Consider the following 16436-nt stretch of genomic DNA (forward strand, 5'->3'; position numbering starts at 1 on the left):
CGGGCGGGCTCAATCGCAACGGTTCCAGTCGCGGTCCTCTGCGCATGCGATGCCTCCTTCAAAGAGTCTACCAGACATACGCAGACGAGAGAATAATGTTTAAGAAATTAATGACTCAGGACACTAGCTCATCATCGATAGCCGCGTAGGGCTCGGCGCAGTTGACGAGCACGGAAACGTTGTCGCCCTCCTGATTGGCGACAGCGACATCCGCATCACTATCCCCATCCATATCAGCGGCACAGACGGAAACAGGGGCATCCCCAACCGCGTAGGTCACCGCGGGCGCAAAACTCCAACCCCCATTGTTCTCCAGCACCTTGACGCTGTCGCTGTGGAAGGCGGCCACGACCAGATCAGCATCGCTGTCCCCATCCAGATCGGCGGCGACAACCGAGCGGGGGCTATCTCCGGCGGCGTGGTTCCCGGCGGACGCAAAGGTCCCGTTCCCATTATTGTCGAGCATCAGAACGCTGTCGCTTCCGGCGCCGGCCACCGCCAGGTCGGGATCACCATCCCCATCGAGATCAACGGCGCAGGCCGAGCGGGGCGCATCCCCCACCGCTTGATCGGTAGCGACCGCGAATGTTCCGTCCCCGTTGTTCTTGGAAATCGAGATATTGTCGCTGTTGTAGTTGGTCACAGCCAGATCGGCGTCGTTGTCCGCATCGAGATCGGCGGCTACAATCGAGACGGGGCCGTCCCCGCACGCGTAGCTCACCTGCGCCGCGAAGGTCCCATCCCCGTTGTTCCTGAGCGCCGAGACATTGTCCGTGCTGAAGTTTGCGGTGACCAAGTCGGCATCCTTGTCACCATCCAAATCGACCGCGAGGACCTGGTAGGGACTGCCCGCAAGCGCATAAGTCTGCGGCGCCGTGAAGGTCCCATTTCCGTTGTTCTTCAGCACGGAGACGTTGCTCACGCTCCAGTTGGCCACCGCCAGATCGCGATCGTTGTCACCATCCAGATCGGCGGCAACAGCCCACACCGGCCACTCCCCGCCCACAAGGCTCACCGCCGCCGCATAGGTACCGTTGCCATTGTTGCTCAAGATCGAGAGGTTGTTCTCCGACCCGGTAGTCACCACCAAGTCGACATCGTTGTCTCCATCCAGATCAGCCGCAAAGACAGAATTGGCGTGATCACCCACGGGATGGCCGATTGCAGTCGCAAAGCAGAGATCCTGTGCCTCAGCGACGGTCGATAAAACGGCACAGCATACGGCACACACGATCAGTGCCACCAGCAGACTCGGGGCCTTGCACCTTTCCATGGTCACCTCCACGGATTCGAGGTTTGTGAAAAGACGAACAGTTGGCGTCAAGATAGCACCCAAGCAGCCGCCGTCAACCCCATATCGCAAGCCGGAGTGACGCAGAAAAAGACCGGTCACAGACGGCCGGTTGGTCGTTTGACTCATCCCGCAGCCAAATCGGCAAATCCGACCCCATTTCGGGGGTGATTGTCGCGCCTGCCGGTAGGATAGAGGGGTGCTCTGCCCCTCCGTGGCAGTGAGGTGAGTGTGGCAGCAGAACCAAAGTGGTGGCAACGCTGGTTGATCCGAGGCGGAGAGACACCAGCGCGAGATCCGGGCGCCGTGAAATCTCTCGGTCCCTTCTCCCGTGCGGCCGGATGGGGAACCAAGCCCCGATCGCACGGCCCCCAAGCGGGGAATGGCGATTGGACGTTCGTGGCCGACGCTCTGGCCGAGCGCACGTTCGCGATCCGTCTGCACCGATTCCTCCGGGACCGGATTCCTGTCTTGAAGGCCGCCGTTTGGACCTGGACGCGACTGGCGGCATCACCACACCGTTTTGAGGTCACTGACAGCTCTGGTGAAGAAGAGAGCCGTCGGGCACTGGAGGTCTTGGCGGCACTGGATCGGCGTATCCATCCTGATCGGCTCATCCGCTTTGGCGGATTCGACGCTCTGCTCGTTCAGTATTTCGACGCCCTCTTTACCGATGGTGCTGTGGCCGGGGAATTGACGCTGTTGCCCTCTCGACGCGGCCTCGATGTCTTCCATTTCGTCGACGTGGCGACGCTCGAATTCGAAACCGACGCCCATGGGCAATGGCAGATGTGGCAGCAGACTGGCCGGAACCGGATTCCGCTCGACTCTGACGCGATCTTCTATCAACCGCTCGATGCCGAGGCCGGACGACCACACGGGAAATCGCTGTTGGCCGCCGTCGGCTTCGTCGCCCGCGTCGAGCAGGAGTTGATCCGTGACATGCAGAAAGCCATGCACAACGCCGGGTACCACCGGCTGCACGTCCGGATCACGCCGCCGACACAAGGGACGGCAGAAGCCGACGTCGACTACGCCGCCCGGGCCAACGCCTATTTCGACAGCACCGTGCGGGCGCTGCGCGATTTCGACGTCGACGACAACCCCATCACCTGGAATGACGTGGAGATCACGCATGTCGGTCCCGGCGCGCAGGTGACCGCCTCGCGCAACTGGTATCTCAATCATCGCTCGATGATTGAAGACGTCGTCGCCGGTTGCCACCTGGCCCCGTTCATGCTCGGCTACTCCTACGGCACGACGCAGACCTGGGCGCGATTCAAGTACGAGATGGTCGGGCGACAGATCGTCACCCTGCAGCGGGCCGCGTCTCGCTTCTGTGAGTGGATCGCCGCAATCGAACTGGCGCTGGCCGGAGTTGAAGCCAAGGTCCGCCATGTCTTCGACAACCGTCTGGAATTCGACCGCCGGGAACGGTATGAGACCGAGCGCGCCCACACCGATCTCGTCCTCCGTCAACTCGAAGCCGGTGTCCTGACGATGGAACAGGCGCGGCAGCGGCTGCAGACCGAGACGGCCGGTGGTTCGCGCTGATCGGCGGACACCGGGCCTCGTGATCCGTGGCTCTTGGCGCCGTGCGCTCATCGATCCCGTCTACTTCGCCGGGCAATTCCTCGCGATTGACCCGCATCCGGGGCAGGTCCGGTGGCTCCGTCACTCGACCTGCCCGGAGAATCTCCTGCACTGCGGCAATCGCTGGGGCAAGTCCCTCGTGCAGGCCGTCAAGATCGCCCACCGTCTCCTCTTCCAGATCCGCAATCCCCGCCATGATCGCGCCGGGCGCTATGTCTGCGCCAATGTCTCGATCACGCTCGATCAGGCCCGCATCATCTTCAATGAGACTCTCCGGCTCGTGCGTCGACTCCCCTGTGCCGACCACCTGATCGCCGATGTCCTGGCGACACCCTTCCCGATGTTGCGGCTCACGAATGGGTCGATATTGTGGGCCCGTTCCACGCAACGGCGCGGCGAGTACCTGTTGGGCCACGACTTCGATTTCATCAGCTTCGATGAGGCCGCCTTTGAACCCAGCGCCGACTACGTCGTGGAGGAGGTGCTGGCGATGCGTGTCGTCGACCGCGCCGGACAGATCGACTATGTCTCGACGCCGCGCGGCAAGAACTGGTTCTATCGCAAGGCTAAACAGATTCGTGCGCGCGGCCGTCGGGGATATGTCCAGCGTGGCGATTCCCGCGAGAACCCGCATCTGCCTGTTGACTATCTGGAAAGCACGATCGCCCGGCTGTCACCCCAGCGTCGAGCGCAGAACATCGAGGGACGCTTTGTCGATCTCGGCAATGAGGTCCTGCGTGAAGAGGACATCCAGAAGGCACTGTCACTCGCCACGGGGTTGAACCCACCCGAGCCGGGGCGCAGATATGTTCACGGCTGGGATCTGGCGCGCAAGCGCTCCTGGACTGTCGGCGTGACCCTCGATGTCACGGCGCGCCCGGCGCAGATGGTCGCCTTCACCCGCTTCCAGCATCGGAATTGGCCCGATGTCTTCACCGCCATCCGGCAACGGCAACGCGCGTATGGCGGTCGTGTCCTGATCGACGCCACCGGCCTGGGCGATGTCGTCCTTTCCGAATTGGCGGACATCAAAGCCGAGGGATACAACTTCGGCGAACGGGGCGGACGCGCCAAAAGCGAGCTAATCGCCGCCCTCGAACAGGCCTTCGCTTCAGGTGCCGTGGCAATCCCCAACGTCGAGATGACGACCGCCGACGGCGAGTACTGGTCGTTGGCGAACGAGCTGCGCGAGTTCAGTTGGGAGGACAATACGCACTGCGATGCGGTGTTTGCATTGGCATTGGCCCTTTGGCTGGCACGGACACCATCTGTGGCCGATACCCGTCCCGCATTCCGTCTACAGGGGTGGTGAGTCTGTAGTGCGGCCTTCGGTCGCCGATATTACGGCATGTGTAGGGTCGGATATCAGACCCGCCCATTGATCGCATGAACGAAGAAGGGCAGGTCTAAGACCTGCCCCTACAAGACATTCTTGGTGCCACGGGTCTTCAGACCCGTGCCGGCCCGCTCATGGGCAGCGGTGCGCGCACGGTAGGCAGAACGTCGTCGCCGGATCGCCGCCGCGAAATGCCACGTCAACCATCTTCACGACGTCGGTGAGACCGACGACACAATCACAATCGACGTCGCAGCGGCTGACATGCGGGCAACCGCTGTCAGACAGGGGGGATGCACCCCGGAACGCCTCATTGACAACCAGCGCCACATCCTGAATCGACGCCACACCGTCGCACTCGGGGTCGGCATGGCAGGGGCAGTCGACGACTTGTGTGGTTGCCCCGCTCGGACCGGCCGCGCTGGTGCCGCACGCGTCCTTGGCCTTGACAAAGTAGTCAAACGTCCCGGTGGGGTGACTGATGGTCAGTTGTGTATCGACGACAGCGGCGACCAGGGTATCGTTCTCAAAGAGCTCGTATTGCGTCGCCCCAGTCACAGGGCTCCAACTGATTGTGTAAATGGAATCGGGGCAGGGCTGGTTCATGGACGTAACCGGCGCTCCCGGAGCCGCCGGCGGCTGACAGAAGGTGTAGTTGATCGCCGCCATGACATTGATGATCCCCCAGCCATAGGCGTTGTTCGGGGTGGCGGCTTGCGAGGCCGTCATCATCAGCGCCTCGCGCACCTGCATCGGTGTCCAATCCGGATGTGCCGACAGCACGACGGCCGCGCCGCCGCCGACCAACGGGCACGAGAGTGACGTTCCACCCACCGAGCCGTAGCTGGTCGTCGTCGTGGGAGTGGCACAGTAAGTGGCGACCCCGCGCGCGCACACTTCGGGTTTGATTCGACCATCGTACGTCGGCCCCCACTGTGAGAAGCTGGCGATCGTCCCGACCGAGTTGACCGCACCCACGGTGAGAATCGAATCGGCGTCGGCCGGGGCGCCCATCGTCTCCGGATTGCTGCCGCTGTTTCCCGCCGAGTTGCAAACGACAATTCCCAATGCCGCCGCCGAATCGGCCGCGACCGTGGTCACGCAGAAATCGCCGTTCATGTCGGAGTAGACGTACCCGGTCAGGTCATCCCAGGTCTTGTAACTCAGTGACGAGGAGATGACACCGGCACCGATCGAATCGGCCCATTCCATCCCCGCCACCCAATTGTCCTCCTCGATCGGCGTCTCGGAGCGGATGTCCTCGGTCTTGGCCAGAATGAACTGAGACATGAATGCCGGGCCATACAAGTTGCCGTCCGATGCACCGCCGAGCGTCGACCACGTGTACGTCCCATGAGAATGCTGCCCCGGTTGATCCGCGGGTTCATCTTGCGTGTTGCCGTCGTGGAAGATGAAGTCGTACTCTGCCAGCACCCGCGCCTCGGCATAGGCCTGCGCGAACGCGACATGGTCCTTGCGATACCCCGTGTCCATCATGCAGACCAGCACGCCCTGACCGCGATATCCCGCCACGTGTGCAGCGGGAACGTTGATCTGGTCGAGTTGCGCCTGCGAGGGGCCGTAGTTCAGCCCCGGACCACCAGGACCCTGCACACCGGCAGGACCGGCTGTCCCCGGTGATTCCTTCTCCAGGCCCTCGGGATCACGGCGAAATCCCATCACAGGCCGAATCTCGCGGACGAACGGCAGTGCCTGCAGATCTTGCAGCCGGTCCACCGCGATCTCAAACGATGCACCATTCAGCCACCGCGACCGCTGGCGCAACGTGGCGCCGAGGTCCAGCACACGGTCGATGTAGACCTGGCGCACGGGGATGTCAACAAACTCGACGCGGTCACGCCCGACTTTGGCCCGCCGGGACGTCGCGCGCGATGTCAAGGCGCCGCGCGATGCCGTCGCAGCGGCGGCGAATCCGCGCTGATCGTAGAATCCCCTGTCGGTGAACAGGACCCAGACCTTGACACTGCCTTCACGGGTGGTTTGAGCGATCACCGAAGCGGCCCAGGGCGAGATTACGGGGTTGTTCCTCGGTCGGACAAAGGCGCGGTCGACCGAGGCGGCGTGCCCCAGAACACCGAACGCCAAAATCCCACACGTCAGGAATACCCAGCCCCATGGGACAACGGACCTATGTGCGTCGTTTCGCGACATCATGACTCGCCTTTCCGGATCCGTCACACGGACACTGCATCTTCGACCCGCCGAACGATGCGAGGCCGATCAATGCGACAGTGCCGTGCCTTGTTATGTTTCGGCAGGACCGTAGACACGCCTAACCAGACAAGACACACTCTCAGCAGGAGATCACAGGAGGCCACGCCCTCGGCGGCACTCGTGGGGGCTCCCACGGCAAGATACCGCAAACCGTCCGGATGTCAATCCCCGCTTACAGAGTGACACGCGGGCCATGCCGCGCCTGTCTCACCGGTTGTTCTCCTCTTGGTCGCGTCCCTGGACCCGTTGGACCCACCAGTCGGTTCCGCGTTGCTGTGCCTGATCCAGGCCCTCCAGGATCGGCAGGGCGATCCACATGAGGGTCCGACAGACGTCGGCCAGCGGACGGTCGAGCGACTCCGACAACGCGCTCAGACGCGCCCGCAGCTCGGTCGAGACGAATATCTTCACCGCATGCTGCCCGCGTTTCGGTACTCCGTTCACCACGGGACCTCCTCTGAGTTTATGGCACGAATCGAGTCCAAGCCGGTGCCACTCACTCCCTCTACCGCGTAGGCGCGATGACGCTTCTGATGACCGATCACCACTTGGATCGTTGTCGGCGTCCAACCGACCGCCCGTTCGAGACGACGTGCCAGCTCACCCCACGTGATCTCGGGTGTCTTCTCATCAAGCAGATCTTCAGCGGTTCCTCGCCAAGCCGCGTGGCAGATGGGGCAATCGGGGAGAATCACCGCTCGGATTCCAAACGTCGCCACGACGAAGTCGGCGAGCGCCGTGCGCAGGCGACCGAGTCCACGACGGTACAACACCTGGATCCTCGTTTTGGGCAAACCGATCTCATCCGCCAGTTGCGACAGGGAATGACCATCGAAGTAATGTCCCTCGATAATACGCCGCTCCAGGATCGGCAACTTGGCCACGGCGTTGCGCACGTGCTCCTGAATGAGCCTCACCCGATGACGCCGTTGGCCATCATCACGCCCGGGTGCCCGAAACCAAGCCCTCCATTCCCCGGTCCAGCCGTCGGCCGGTCGCCATCCCAGTGGAGTCTTGTCCCACACGTCAAATGTCTGCATCGCGCCCGTTGCCTCCTCGCGATCATGATTCGGCGCCGAACGGCGATGATGTGATCAAATGACAATCGACATCCGCCGGCGGAGGCCGACAGCGATCAGATGATGGTCATTCGCGGCTCACGCAGACGATTGTCCGGCGGGAATCGGCATGCTATACTCTCCGCCATGAGAGCGGGTACCGCACGCAAACGGAGTGAGGGTCAGAGCGCCGGGCGACGCAGCGCCCTGGTCACGGGCGGGGCGCGGGGAATCGGCCGCGCCATCGCCATCGCCCTGGCGGAGGACGGCTACAACGTCGGCATCGTCACACGCAAGAGCGAGACGGCGGCGCGACAAGTCGTCGCCGCCTGTGAGAACCTGGGCGTCTCGGCTCAGTACTGGCTCGCCGATTTGACCGACGCGGACGTCACCGAGAAGGTCGCGGTTCGATTTGTCCGTCAGTTCCGGCGTTGGGACGTTCTCATCAACAATGTCGGAGACTACTGGTGGGGTCCGTTGCTTCAGATGAAGACCGACACGCTGCGGACGCTTTTGCAGTCGAACTTCTCCGTGGCGGCGCGACTGTCGCTCATCGCCGTCAAGACGATGCGCAAGCAGAGTGGGGGGCGCATCGTCAATCTCGGATATGTGTTTGCTGATCGTTTGCAGGGACATCCCAATGTGGCGGCCTACCAGGCGGCGAAGACCGCGCTTCTGTCTTTCTCCTCATCACTGGCCAAGGTCGCGATGGCCGATGGCGTCACGATCAATACCGTGTCGCCCGGCATTCACCACAACACCGTCCAGCGTCCCGCTGAGCCAGACAAGGTCATCCCCGCCGGCCGGCTCGGGGCCGACGAGGACATCATCGGTGCCGTCCGGTATTTCCTGTCACTGCAGGCGGCGTACGTGACCGGCTCGCACCTCAAGGTCTCCGGCGGGTATGGGGTGTGACGTTCATGTGCGCTTGCAGCGACCACAAGGGGCTAAAGCCCCTTGTCCTCCCGGTCATCCGAATTCGCGGACAGGGGACTTTCAGCCCCCTGCGGAGGGCACGGCGCGCCATGCTCCGACCAAACCTGCCAGATAGTCTCCATCGAGGACAAGGGGCTTCAGCCCCTTACATCACAGACACAGGGTATGAATCATCACACGTCACATGACTGACGGACACATCCACCTCGACATCCGCGATCACATTTCGACTGTGACCATCGATCGCCCCGGAAAGCGCAACGCGCTCTCGACGGAGATGCGCGTGGATCTCCTCAAGATGCTGCGCGAAGCCGATTGCAGCGACCGTGTGCGTGTGATCATCGTGACCGGCGCCGGCGGCGACTTTTGCGCCGGCGGCGACATCCATGTCCTGCGCGAGCTGAAGAACGCCGACGATGAAGCGGGTTTCGCCCGCCTGTTGGACGATGGCAAGGAGATCGTGGCCCTGCTGCGGGAGTCGACCAAACCGACAATCGCCATGGTCGACGGCGTCGCCGCCGGGGCAGGGTTTCTCATCGCGATGGCCTGCGATCTGCGGATGGCCGGCGAGCACGCGAAATTCGGCCTCCCGTTCGTTCGTCTGGGATTGGGGCCCGATTGGGGCGGAACGTACCTGCTGCCGCGACTGCTGGGCACTGCCAAGGCGCTGGAACTGCTGTACACCGGCGAACCGATCGACGCGAACGAGGCGCAGCGGATTGGTCTCGTCAATCGCATCTGGCCGGCGGCTGAATTGACGGAGCAGACGCGCCGCCTGGCCGCGCGCCTCGCATCCGGGCCGACGGCTGTGATGGCGCGCTACAAGAGGGCGATTCACGCCACATGGGATGCCTCCTTTGAGACCACGGCCGGCATCGAACGTCAACTGCAACTGGAGAATTTCCGCGGCCCCGACTGCGCCGAGGGCATCGCCGCCTTTCTTGAGAAACGCGCGCCTCGGTTCGGGCCGTTGCCTCATCGACCATGACATGAGCCGACATCCCCCGGTCGTGGCGTTGCCGGGGGAAACTCATTGCTCATACACGCAGTCCACTCTATTATCAGCGTCGTGGATTCCGCGCGCATTCCCGACGTCTTCCGAGGTGCCGTGATCACGATCGACGGCCCGGCCGGATCGGGGAAGTCGACCACCGCCCGTCGGCTGGCGGAACGTATCGGTTTCGACTATCTCGACACAGGCGCCATGTATCGGACGGTGACACTGCTGGTCGGCCGTCGACATTGCGATCTGGCCGACAGAGATCGGTTGTCGGCCGTGTTGGACGAGTTTGATTCCCGTTTCGTCATCCGGCAGGATCATGATCGGGGCGTTCGCGCCTACCTCGATGAGGAGGACGTCACCGATCTCGTCCGCACTCCGGTGGTCGACGCGCAAGTCTCGGCCGTTGCCGCGCTCCCCGAGGTGCGGGAACGACTGGTCCGGTGGCAGAGACGACGAGCCGCCCAGGGCAACGTCGTGCTGGAAGGCCGGGACACCGGCACGGTCGTATGGCCCGACGCCGACGTGAAGATCTACCTGGAGGCGTCATTGGCAGAACGCGCCTCACGTCGCAGCAGGGAACGCGGCGGTGGGGAGGATTCCGAACAGTTGCAACGTGACATGGCCCGTCGCGACCGTGCCGATTCGACCCGCGCCCACGGTCCGCTGCGCAAACCGGATGACGCGATCACGGTCGACACCTCCTCGCTGACCATCGATGAGCAGATCCACGAGGTCTATCGCATCTGCCACGAGCAATTGCGTTTGAACCGCGCTCGGTAGCACGGATGGACCCACGGTGATGCGTTTCGGTTATCGCTTCTGGCTGTACCTCGCCCGCACGATCTACACAGTGCTCTGGTGGCCGCGCTTGCAAGGGCGCGAGAAGCTGCCCGAGGGCGCCTTCCTGATCTGCCCCAATCATCGATCCTGGTTCGATCCGCCCATGGTGGCGTTCCTGGTGCCCAGAGAGATAGGGTTTCTCGCCAAGGCGGAGTTGTTTCACAATCCGCTCTTCGGAGGTCTCATCCGATACCTCAACGCCCGGCCAATCCGCCGTGGCGTGATCGATCGCACCGCCGAGCAGGAGATCCTTCGTTTGTTGGCATCGGGGCGGCCGGTTCTCGTTTTTCCCGAGGGAACGCGGTCGCGCACCGGCCGAATGCAATCGCCGCGCCCTGGTGTCGGACGACTGGCACGGATTGCCGGCCTGCCGATTGTTCCGGCGTACATCGAGGGGAACCGGCGACTGTCCCTCGCGGTCTTTCGTTGGCGCCGGCTCACGATACGCACCGGCGAGCCCATTCCCGCCGAAGAAGTCCTTGCCTTCCCCGATGACAAGGATGGGTATCGTGCCCTCTCCCGCCTGATCATGCAGAGAATCTGCGCCCTCAGCGATGACTCCGCGCGCGACCTCGCCGATGCCTTTCCAAGCGACGCACTCGTCGAGACCCACGGCTCGTAGCGGTCTTGCGCCTGCGTGCTTGATTGCCGCATGATTCGGTGGACATAGCCCACCCGGGGCAAAGTTGTCGCAGTGTAGGGTGGGCTCCGCCCACGACTTCGTCACGCGGCCAGGGGGCTTCAGCCCCTTGCGGCGCGCGAATGGCGTGAAAAAGACCTTGTGGTATATGCCCTGTGCCTGCATTTTAGAGGGCTTTTCCGTTTCCGATGGAGAGGCCGCCCGGATGGGCGAATGCTGCTGTTCAGGAGGAAGTCCACAGGTGTCCACAACCACAAAACCCGATGACGAGTCGGGAAAAACCACCGGCGGCACGCGCACGAAGAAGGCCGCCACCACCACATCCCGCAAGAAGAAGGTCACCGAGGTCAAGACGGAAGGTCTGACCCGCACGGCGACGGTACGCAAGACCAAATCGGCCAAGCGCGCCCAGATGGCCGCGGTCGCTCCACTTCCACCCCCGGTCGTCGAGAAGGAGGAGATCTATGCTCCCGATCTCGATGACAAGGAATTCACCCCCGAGGACGACCAGCGCATGGCGGCGCTCTATGAGCAGACGATCGCCGAGATTCGCGAAGGGGAAATCGTCAAGGGACGCGTCCAGGCCGTCAGCCGCGATGCCGTCATTGTCGACGTCGGCTTCAAGTCCGAAGGCGCCATTCCGATCTCTGAGTTCTCCGAGCCGATCAATGTCAAGGTCGGCGACGAGGTGGATGTCTTCCTTGATGCCGTCGAGGATCAGGACGGGCAACTCGTCCTCTCCAAGAGCAAGGCCGACTTCCTGCGCGTCTGGGATCGGATACGGGCGGCGCATGAACAGGGCGTGATGGTCGATGGGCGCATCGTGCGCCGCATCAAGGGCGGCCTGGTCGTCGACCTGTTCGGCGTCGAGGCGTTTCTCCCCGGATCGCAGGTGGCCCTGCGCCAGGTCCCCGACTTCGATTCGCTGATTGGCCAAGCGTTGCCGATGAAGATCATCAAGCTGAACAAGACGCGCCGCAACATCGTCGTGTCGCGCCGCGTCGTCCTCGAGCAGGAGCGCGACGACTTGCGCAGCCGGGTCTTGGGGGAGATTTCGACCGGACAGATCCGCCGCGGCAAGGTCAAAAACATCACCGACTTCGGCGTGTTCATCGACTTGGGTGGCGTCGACGGTCTCCTGCACATCACCGACATGTCATGGGGACGGATTCGCCATCCCTCCGAGGTGGTCTCGGTGGGGGACGACATCGACATCAAGATCCTCGATTTCGATCCCAAGACGCACCGCATTTCCCTCGGACTCAAGCAACTGACGGCGCATCCCTGGGAGAACGTCGAGGAGAAGTACCCCATTGGCGGCCGCGTGCAGGGTCGGGTCGTCTCGATCACCGACTACGGCGCATTTGTGGAGCTGGAGCGCGGCGTCGAGGGCTTGGTGCACATTTCCGAGATGTCCTGGACGCACCATGTGCGGCATCCTTCCAAGCTGGTGCAGGTCGGCGACACGGTCGACGCGATGGTTCTCAATGTCGACCGCGAGCACCAGAAGATCTCTCTGGGAATCAAACAACTGGAGCCCGATCCCTGGTCGACCGTGGAGTTGCGATATCCGGTCGGCACGCGGCACGAAGGGCGTGTCCGCAATCTGACCGCCTTCGGTGCCTTCGTCGAGCTGGAGGAAGGGATCGACGGGCTGGTGCACATCTCCGATCTATCGTGGACCCGTCGCGTTCAGCATCCATCCGAGGTCATGAAAAAAGGCGATCTGGTTCCCGTAATCGTACTGAACATCGATGCGGAAAACCGCAAGATCTCCCTCGGACACAAACAGGTGCTGGAAGACCCGTGGCCTCACTACCACGAGCGTTTTCGTGTCAGCAACGAGATGACAGGCAAGATCGTCCGGCTGCTCGAACGCGGCGTGGTGGTCGACATCGACAACGAGGTGGAGGGGTTCGTCCCGCTCAACCAGCTCGGCAAGAAGGAGTTGGAGAAGCCCGAGGACGCCTTCGCCATCGGCGATGAGTTGAAGATGCGGGTGATCGAATTCGACCCAACCAACCGCCGGATTGTCTTGTCGGTCGAGGCCTACTACCGCGACAAAGATCGCGGCGAGTTGGAAGGGTTCTTAGCGGCCCATCCGACCCGCACGACCTCGATGGGCGAGGCCGCAGTCGTGAGCGCGCCGGAGACGGCACGCGAGCCCGAGGCGGGGGAGCCAACGGGCACTGGCGCAACGCCGGATGCCGAGGAAGCACAAGAACAGCGCCCGGAGAACGACAACAACCGGCCGGAAGGCGGGCTCTCGGGCGGATTGACGGGCGTGTGACCAGAACGGCCGTAATTTGGGCGGCCAAGCCGTTGCCGGTGAATGCCTTACGCGACGCCTTCGCGGCCGGTTGAAAAACTGGAACAAACTGCCGGCTGATCGGTAGTAGCTATTGCGAGCACAATGCAGGGCAAAACCACCTCCTTGTCCTGCTTCTGCACAATCCCCGGGGACGCAAGTTCCCGGGGATTTCTCCATCTGGGAACTCTGAGACAACCGAGATTGTGACAATCTTGGCGACATTTGTCCCCGTTGACTCTTGACGCCATCGGACAGTCACCCAATGTTCGGCTGAGAGCACGCGATCGTTGGTCCCGATCTCAGGAGGAGGGTGGAATGAGGAAGTGTTGGAGGGCGAAAACGGTGGCGCTGCGGTCGATGATGCTGCTGGCGGCAGTCGCCATGATCATCCGGCCCGGCGCGGCTCATGCACAGGAGTGCGTGACATGCCACCAGAAGACCTCCCCCGGAGTCGTCGCCGACTGGACGCTGAGCAAGCACAGCGCCAACGATGTCGGTTGTGACGTTTGCCACGGCGACCAGCACAAGGGTGCCGATGACGCTGCCTTGGCGCTCATCCCGACACCCCAGACCTGCGCCACCTGTCATCAAACCCAGGTCGAGCAATACACGCGCGGCAAGCATGCCGCCGGCTGGGCCGCGATGAAGGCGATGCCGACCACACACTGGTTGCCGATGGCATTGACCGAGGGTATGAAAGGGTGCGGCGGCTGCCACAAGATCGGGTTGAAATCCGACGCCGAAATCCAGACGCTGAAGGACGAGGGGGTTCGCTTCGGTGTGGCCTCATGCGATGCCTGCCACACGCGTCATGCGTTCTCTGTGACCGAGGCGCGTCAACCGCAGGCCTGCCAGACCTGCCACATGGGATTCGACCATCCACAGTGGGAGATGTACTCGGCCTCGAAGCACGGCGTCCGCTACGGGCTCAAGCAGACCGGCGTCCTCTCCGATTCCATCGCCGGTCCCACCTGCCAGAACTGCCACATGCAGGAGGGGAATCATGAGGTCCGCACCCCATGGGGCTTCCTGGCGGTGCGTTTGCCGTTACCCGAAGACCCGCAATGGAAGGCCGATCAGACGACGATCCTGCAGGCCCTCGGTGTCCTCGACCCACTGGGGAAGCCGACCGCACGGCTGGATGTCGTCAAAGCCGCCGATGTCGCCCGACTAACGCAGGAGAGCTTCGACGCCGAGCGCGCCAAGCTGATGAACGCGTGCAGCCAGTGCCATTCCGAGAACTTCGCCAAAGGCGAGCTCGCCAAGGGCGACAAGATGATCCGCGCCGCCGATTCGATGCTCGCGGCAGCCATCCGTATTGTGGCGGGGTTATACCAGGATGGGACTCTCGCGAAACCGGCGCACTACGCCTATCCCTTCCCCGATCTTCTGGCGTTCCACGATGCGCCGACGCCGATCGAGCAGCGGTTGTTCGTGATGCACCTCGAACACCGCATGCGCGCCTTCCAAGGCACGTTCCATGCCAACCCCGACTATGCCCTTTGGTATGGCTGGAGTGAGCTGGTCCGCGACTTGAGCGACATCAAAGAGATGGCCGCGCAGATGCGCACCGCGAAGAAGTGATATAGTGTGCCACCGACCTTGGTCGGTATGTCGAAGAATCCCGCTTTACCAGTGGCGCCGGGTGCCCACACCCGGCGCAAGCTGTTGGTACACTGCGGTCGGGTGTGGGCACCCGACCGCACACAGCGGCCTCTTCAACAGTCCCCTTGGATTGACAAACGGCCCGGTGCCACTGACCCTGGTCAGTGAGCCTTGAATCGCCCCACAAGAGGGACGACGACTGGCGTGGCCCTGACGTTCGTCAGGGCTCGTTGAAGCCGTGACACTAATCAGCATCGGCAACGTGATCCAGGTCGTTTCCCAATCGTCTGGTTCTTCGTGAACCGTGACCAAGGTCACGGCCTCACATCACTCACGCACTGGCCGGCGTGGCCCTGACGTTCGTCAGGGCTCGTTCAAGCCGTGACCAAGGTCACGACCACACATCCCTCACGCACTGACCAAGGTCAGTGGCACGCAACCTCCCAGTTGGCGCTCGTTGCCATGCGAGACGCCGCTCTCCAGCTCCAGCAGCCACTTCTTGCGTGACAGCCCGCCGCCGTAGCCGCGCAGGGCGCCGTTTACTTCGATGACCCGGTGGCAGGGGATCACGATCGACAGGTAGTTCGCCCCATTGGCGCGGCCGACCGCACGTTGCGCATCCGGTTTGCCGAGGGCGGCGGCGATCTGGCCATAGCTCCGCGTCTCACCATAGGGAATGGCGAGAAGTTGCTCCCAAACACTCCGCTCAAATGGCGTACCGCGCACGCCGATCGGCACCGTAAACTCCCGCAGAGTGCCGGCGAAGTAGGCGGCGAGTTGCCTTTCGAGGTCGTCAAGGAGATTGGTATTGCCCGCCGACAGCGGCAGCCGGTAGCGCTTCTCGACTCGTTCCTTGATTCGTTCCACACCGCTGCGATCGTGCCATTCGAGGAAACAGACTCCGTTGGCGGTCGCCCCGGCGATCATCGGTCCCAATGGGCTGTCAAGATCACGAACGCCGATGGTTGGTTCGTGCATAATACCTCCCCGGCGGCTGGCCGAACTGGCGTGCGAAGGCATCGCGGAATCCGCTCGCCGATTCATATCCACTGGCATACGCGGCGTTCAGATAATCGGTTCCCGACTCGATCAATTCGCGCGCGAACGCCAATCGCAGTCGCCGATGAAAGGCCGAAGGCGTTGTGTGCAAGTGGGTCTTGAAATACCGGCGCACCGTGGCGATGTGGACTGCGGTCAGGCGCATCAACTGCGATTCGGTCAGCCGCTGATCGCGCGTGGCGCGCATATGCGCCAGAACCAATGGGAGCCAATCCGGAAGCACATCGGGATAGCGGGCGGCGCGGCAGCGTTTACACCCGCGCAAACCGGCGGCAATCGCCTCCTCCCGCGTGGCGAAGAACCGCACGTTTTTCAGCCGTGGCAGCCGCGCCCGGCACGACGGCAGGCAGTAGATCCCGGTCGACAACACGCCGACATAGAACTTCCCATCGTACGCCGCATCGTTCCGGCTCATCGCCGCCGCCATCGTCTGGTAGTCGAGCGGATCCACGCGAGTAAACAACGATAGTGCCCGCGGCACCGTCTACCGATTTCCGTGCAGGGATGTTGGAAAGTGATCGGTCAGGAA

The 16436-nt window shown here is 62.8% G+C and carries 14 protein-coding genes; 8 read left to right on the top strand and 6 right to left on the bottom strand.

What is annotated here, in order from left to right; genetic code table 11:
* Window positions 1-115: 115 nt before the first annotated feature.
* The gene (locus AB1792_10880; protein ID MEW5702717.1) at window positions 116-1273 is read right to left on the bottom strand and encodes a VCBS repeat-containing protein; all 1158 of its coding nucleotides are present in this window, start codon (window positions 1271-1273) and stop codon (window positions 116-118) included.
* 324 nt (window positions 1274-1597) lie between these two features.
* Between AB1792_10880 and AB1792_10885 the strand changes: the two genes are divergently transcribed.
* Both AB1792_10885 and AB1792_10890 read left to right on the top strand, forming a co-directional pair.
* Entirely contained in the window at window positions 1598-2845 is a 1248-nt protein-coding gene (locus AB1792_10885; GenBank protein ID MEW5702718.1) for a hypothetical protein, read from the top strand.
* Complete coding sequence (locus AB1792_10890; GenBank protein MEW5702719.1) at window positions 2832-4196, top strand: terminase family protein; 1365 nt, start codon at window positions 2832-2834, stop codon at window positions 4194-4196. The genes AB1792_10885 and AB1792_10890 overlap by 14 nt, the downstream gene beginning before the upstream one ends.
* 156 nt (window positions 4197-4352) lie before the next feature.
* Here AB1792_10890 and AB1792_10895 read toward each other — a convergent pair whose 3' ends face one another.
* From AB1792_10895 to AB1792_10905, 3 genes are all read right to left on the bottom strand, one after another.
* Complete coding sequence (locus AB1792_10895; GenBank protein ID MEW5702720.1) at window positions 4353-6395, bottom strand: S8 family serine peptidase; 2043 nt, start codon at window positions 6393-6395, stop codon at window positions 4353-4355.
* Between the two features lie 267 nt (window positions 6396-6662).
* Window positions 6663-6899, bottom strand: coding sequence for a hypothetical protein (locus AB1792_10900; GenBank protein ID MEW5702721.1), 237 nt, complete (start codon window positions 6897-6899; stop codon window positions 6663-6665).
* Entirely contained in the window at window positions 6896-7495 is a 600-nt protein-coding gene (locus AB1792_10905) for a sigma-70 family RNA polymerase sigma factor (protein ID MEW5702722.1), read from the bottom strand. The genes AB1792_10900 and AB1792_10905 overlap by 4 nt, the downstream gene beginning before the upstream one ends.
* Before the next feature lie 99 nt (window positions 7496-7594).
* Here AB1792_10905 and AB1792_10910 point away from each other — a divergent pair, with 99 nt between their 5' ends.
* The 6 genes from AB1792_10910 to AB1792_10935 all read left to right on the top strand — a co-directional run bounded on the left by AB1792_10910 (window position 7595) and on the right by AB1792_10935 (window position 14827).
* A complete protein-coding gene (locus tag AB1792_10910) occupies window positions 7595-8428 on the top strand; it encodes an SDR family NAD(P)-dependent oxidoreductase (GenBank protein MEW5702723.1) in 834 nt (277 codons plus the stop codon).
* Between the two features lie 205 nt (window positions 8429-8633).
* Complete coding sequence (locus tag AB1792_10915) at window positions 8634-9437, top strand: enoyl-CoA hydratase (GenBank protein MEW5702724.1); 804 nt, start codon at window positions 8634-8636, stop codon at window positions 9435-9437.
* A gap of 45 nt (window positions 9438-9482) precedes the next feature.
* Window positions 9483-10232 (top strand): (d)CMP kinase, encoded by a 750-nt coding sequence (cmk, locus tag AB1792_10920; protein MEW5702725.1) that lies wholly within the window; start codon window positions 9483-9485, stop codon window positions 10230-10232.
* 19 nt (window positions 10233-10251) lie between these two features.
* Window positions 10252-10914: a lysophospholipid acyltransferase family protein gene (locus AB1792_10925; GenBank protein ID MEW5702726.1), complete on the top strand. Its 663-nt coding sequence runs from the start codon at window positions 10252-10254 to the stop codon at window positions 10912-10914.
* 259 nt (window positions 10915-11173) lie between these two features.
* Window positions 11174-13222, top strand: coding sequence for a 30S ribosomal protein S1 (rpsA, locus tag AB1792_10930; protein MEW5702727.1), 2049 nt, complete (start codon window positions 11174-11176; stop codon window positions 13220-13222).
* Window positions 13223-13600: 378 nt separating this feature from the next.
* On the top strand, window positions 13601-14827 hold the full coding sequence (locus tag AB1792_10935) for a multiheme c-type cytochrome (GenBank protein ID MEW5702728.1): 1227 nt from the start codon (window positions 13601-13603) through the stop codon (window positions 14825-14827).
* A 429-nt stretch (window positions 14828-15256) separates the two neighbouring features.
* On the opposite strand, the gene AB1792_10940 is transcribed toward AB1792_10935, so the two are convergent.
* Window positions 15257-15826, bottom strand: a complete 570-nt coding sequence (locus AB1792_10940) for a methylated-DNA--[protein]-cysteine S-methyltransferase (GenBank protein ID MEW5702729.1) — start codon at window positions 15824-15826, stop codon at window positions 15257-15259.
* Window positions 15798-16358, bottom strand: a complete 561-nt coding sequence (locus AB1792_10945) for an Ada metal-binding domain-containing protein (GenBank protein MEW5702730.1) — start codon at window positions 16356-16358, stop codon at window positions 15798-15800. Before AB1792_10945 ends, AB1792_10940 begins: the two co-directional genes overlap by 29 nt.
* Window positions 16359-16436: the final 78 nt, after the last annotated feature.

The organism is Candidatus Zixiibacteriota bacterium (assembly GCA_040752595.1).
Taxonomy (GTDB): domain Bacteria; phylum Zixibacteria; class MSB-5A5; order WJJR01; family WJJR01; genus JACQFV01.

What these genes read in the sequence shown, in the direction of transcription:
- AB1792_10880 (MEW5702717.1), bottom strand. Translation starts at nt 1,273, where the DNA reads ATGGAAAGGTGCAAGGCCCCGAGTCTGCTGGTGGCACTGATCGTGTGT.
- AB1792_10895 (MEW5702720.1), bottom strand. Translation starts at nt 6,395, where the DNA reads ATGATGTCGCGAAACGACGCACATAGGTCCGTTGTCCCATGGGGCTGG.
- AB1792_10905 (MEW5702722.1), bottom strand. Translation starts at nt 7,495, where the DNA reads ATGCAGACATTTGACGTGTGGGACAAGACTCCACTGGGATGGCGACCG.
- AB1792_10910 (MEW5702723.1), top strand. Translation starts at nt 7,595, where the DNA reads ATGATGGTCATTCGCGGCTCACGCAGACGATTGTCCGGCGGGAATCGG.
- AB1792_10915 (MEW5702724.1), top strand. Translation starts at nt 8,634, where the DNA reads ATGACTGACGGACACATCCACCTCGACATCCGCGATCACATTTCGACT.
- AB1792_10925 (MEW5702726.1), top strand. Translation starts at nt 10,252, where the DNA reads ATGCGTTTCGGTTATCGCTTCTGGCTGTACCTCGCCCGCACGATCTAC.
- AB1792_10935 (MEW5702728.1), top strand. Translation starts at nt 13,601, where the DNA reads ATGATGCTGCTGGCGGCAGTCGCCATGATCATCCGGCCCGGCGCGGCT.
- AB1792_10940 (MEW5702729.1), bottom strand. Translation starts at nt 15,826, where the DNA reads ATGCACGAACCAACCATCGGCGTTCGTGATCTTGACAGCCCATTGGGA.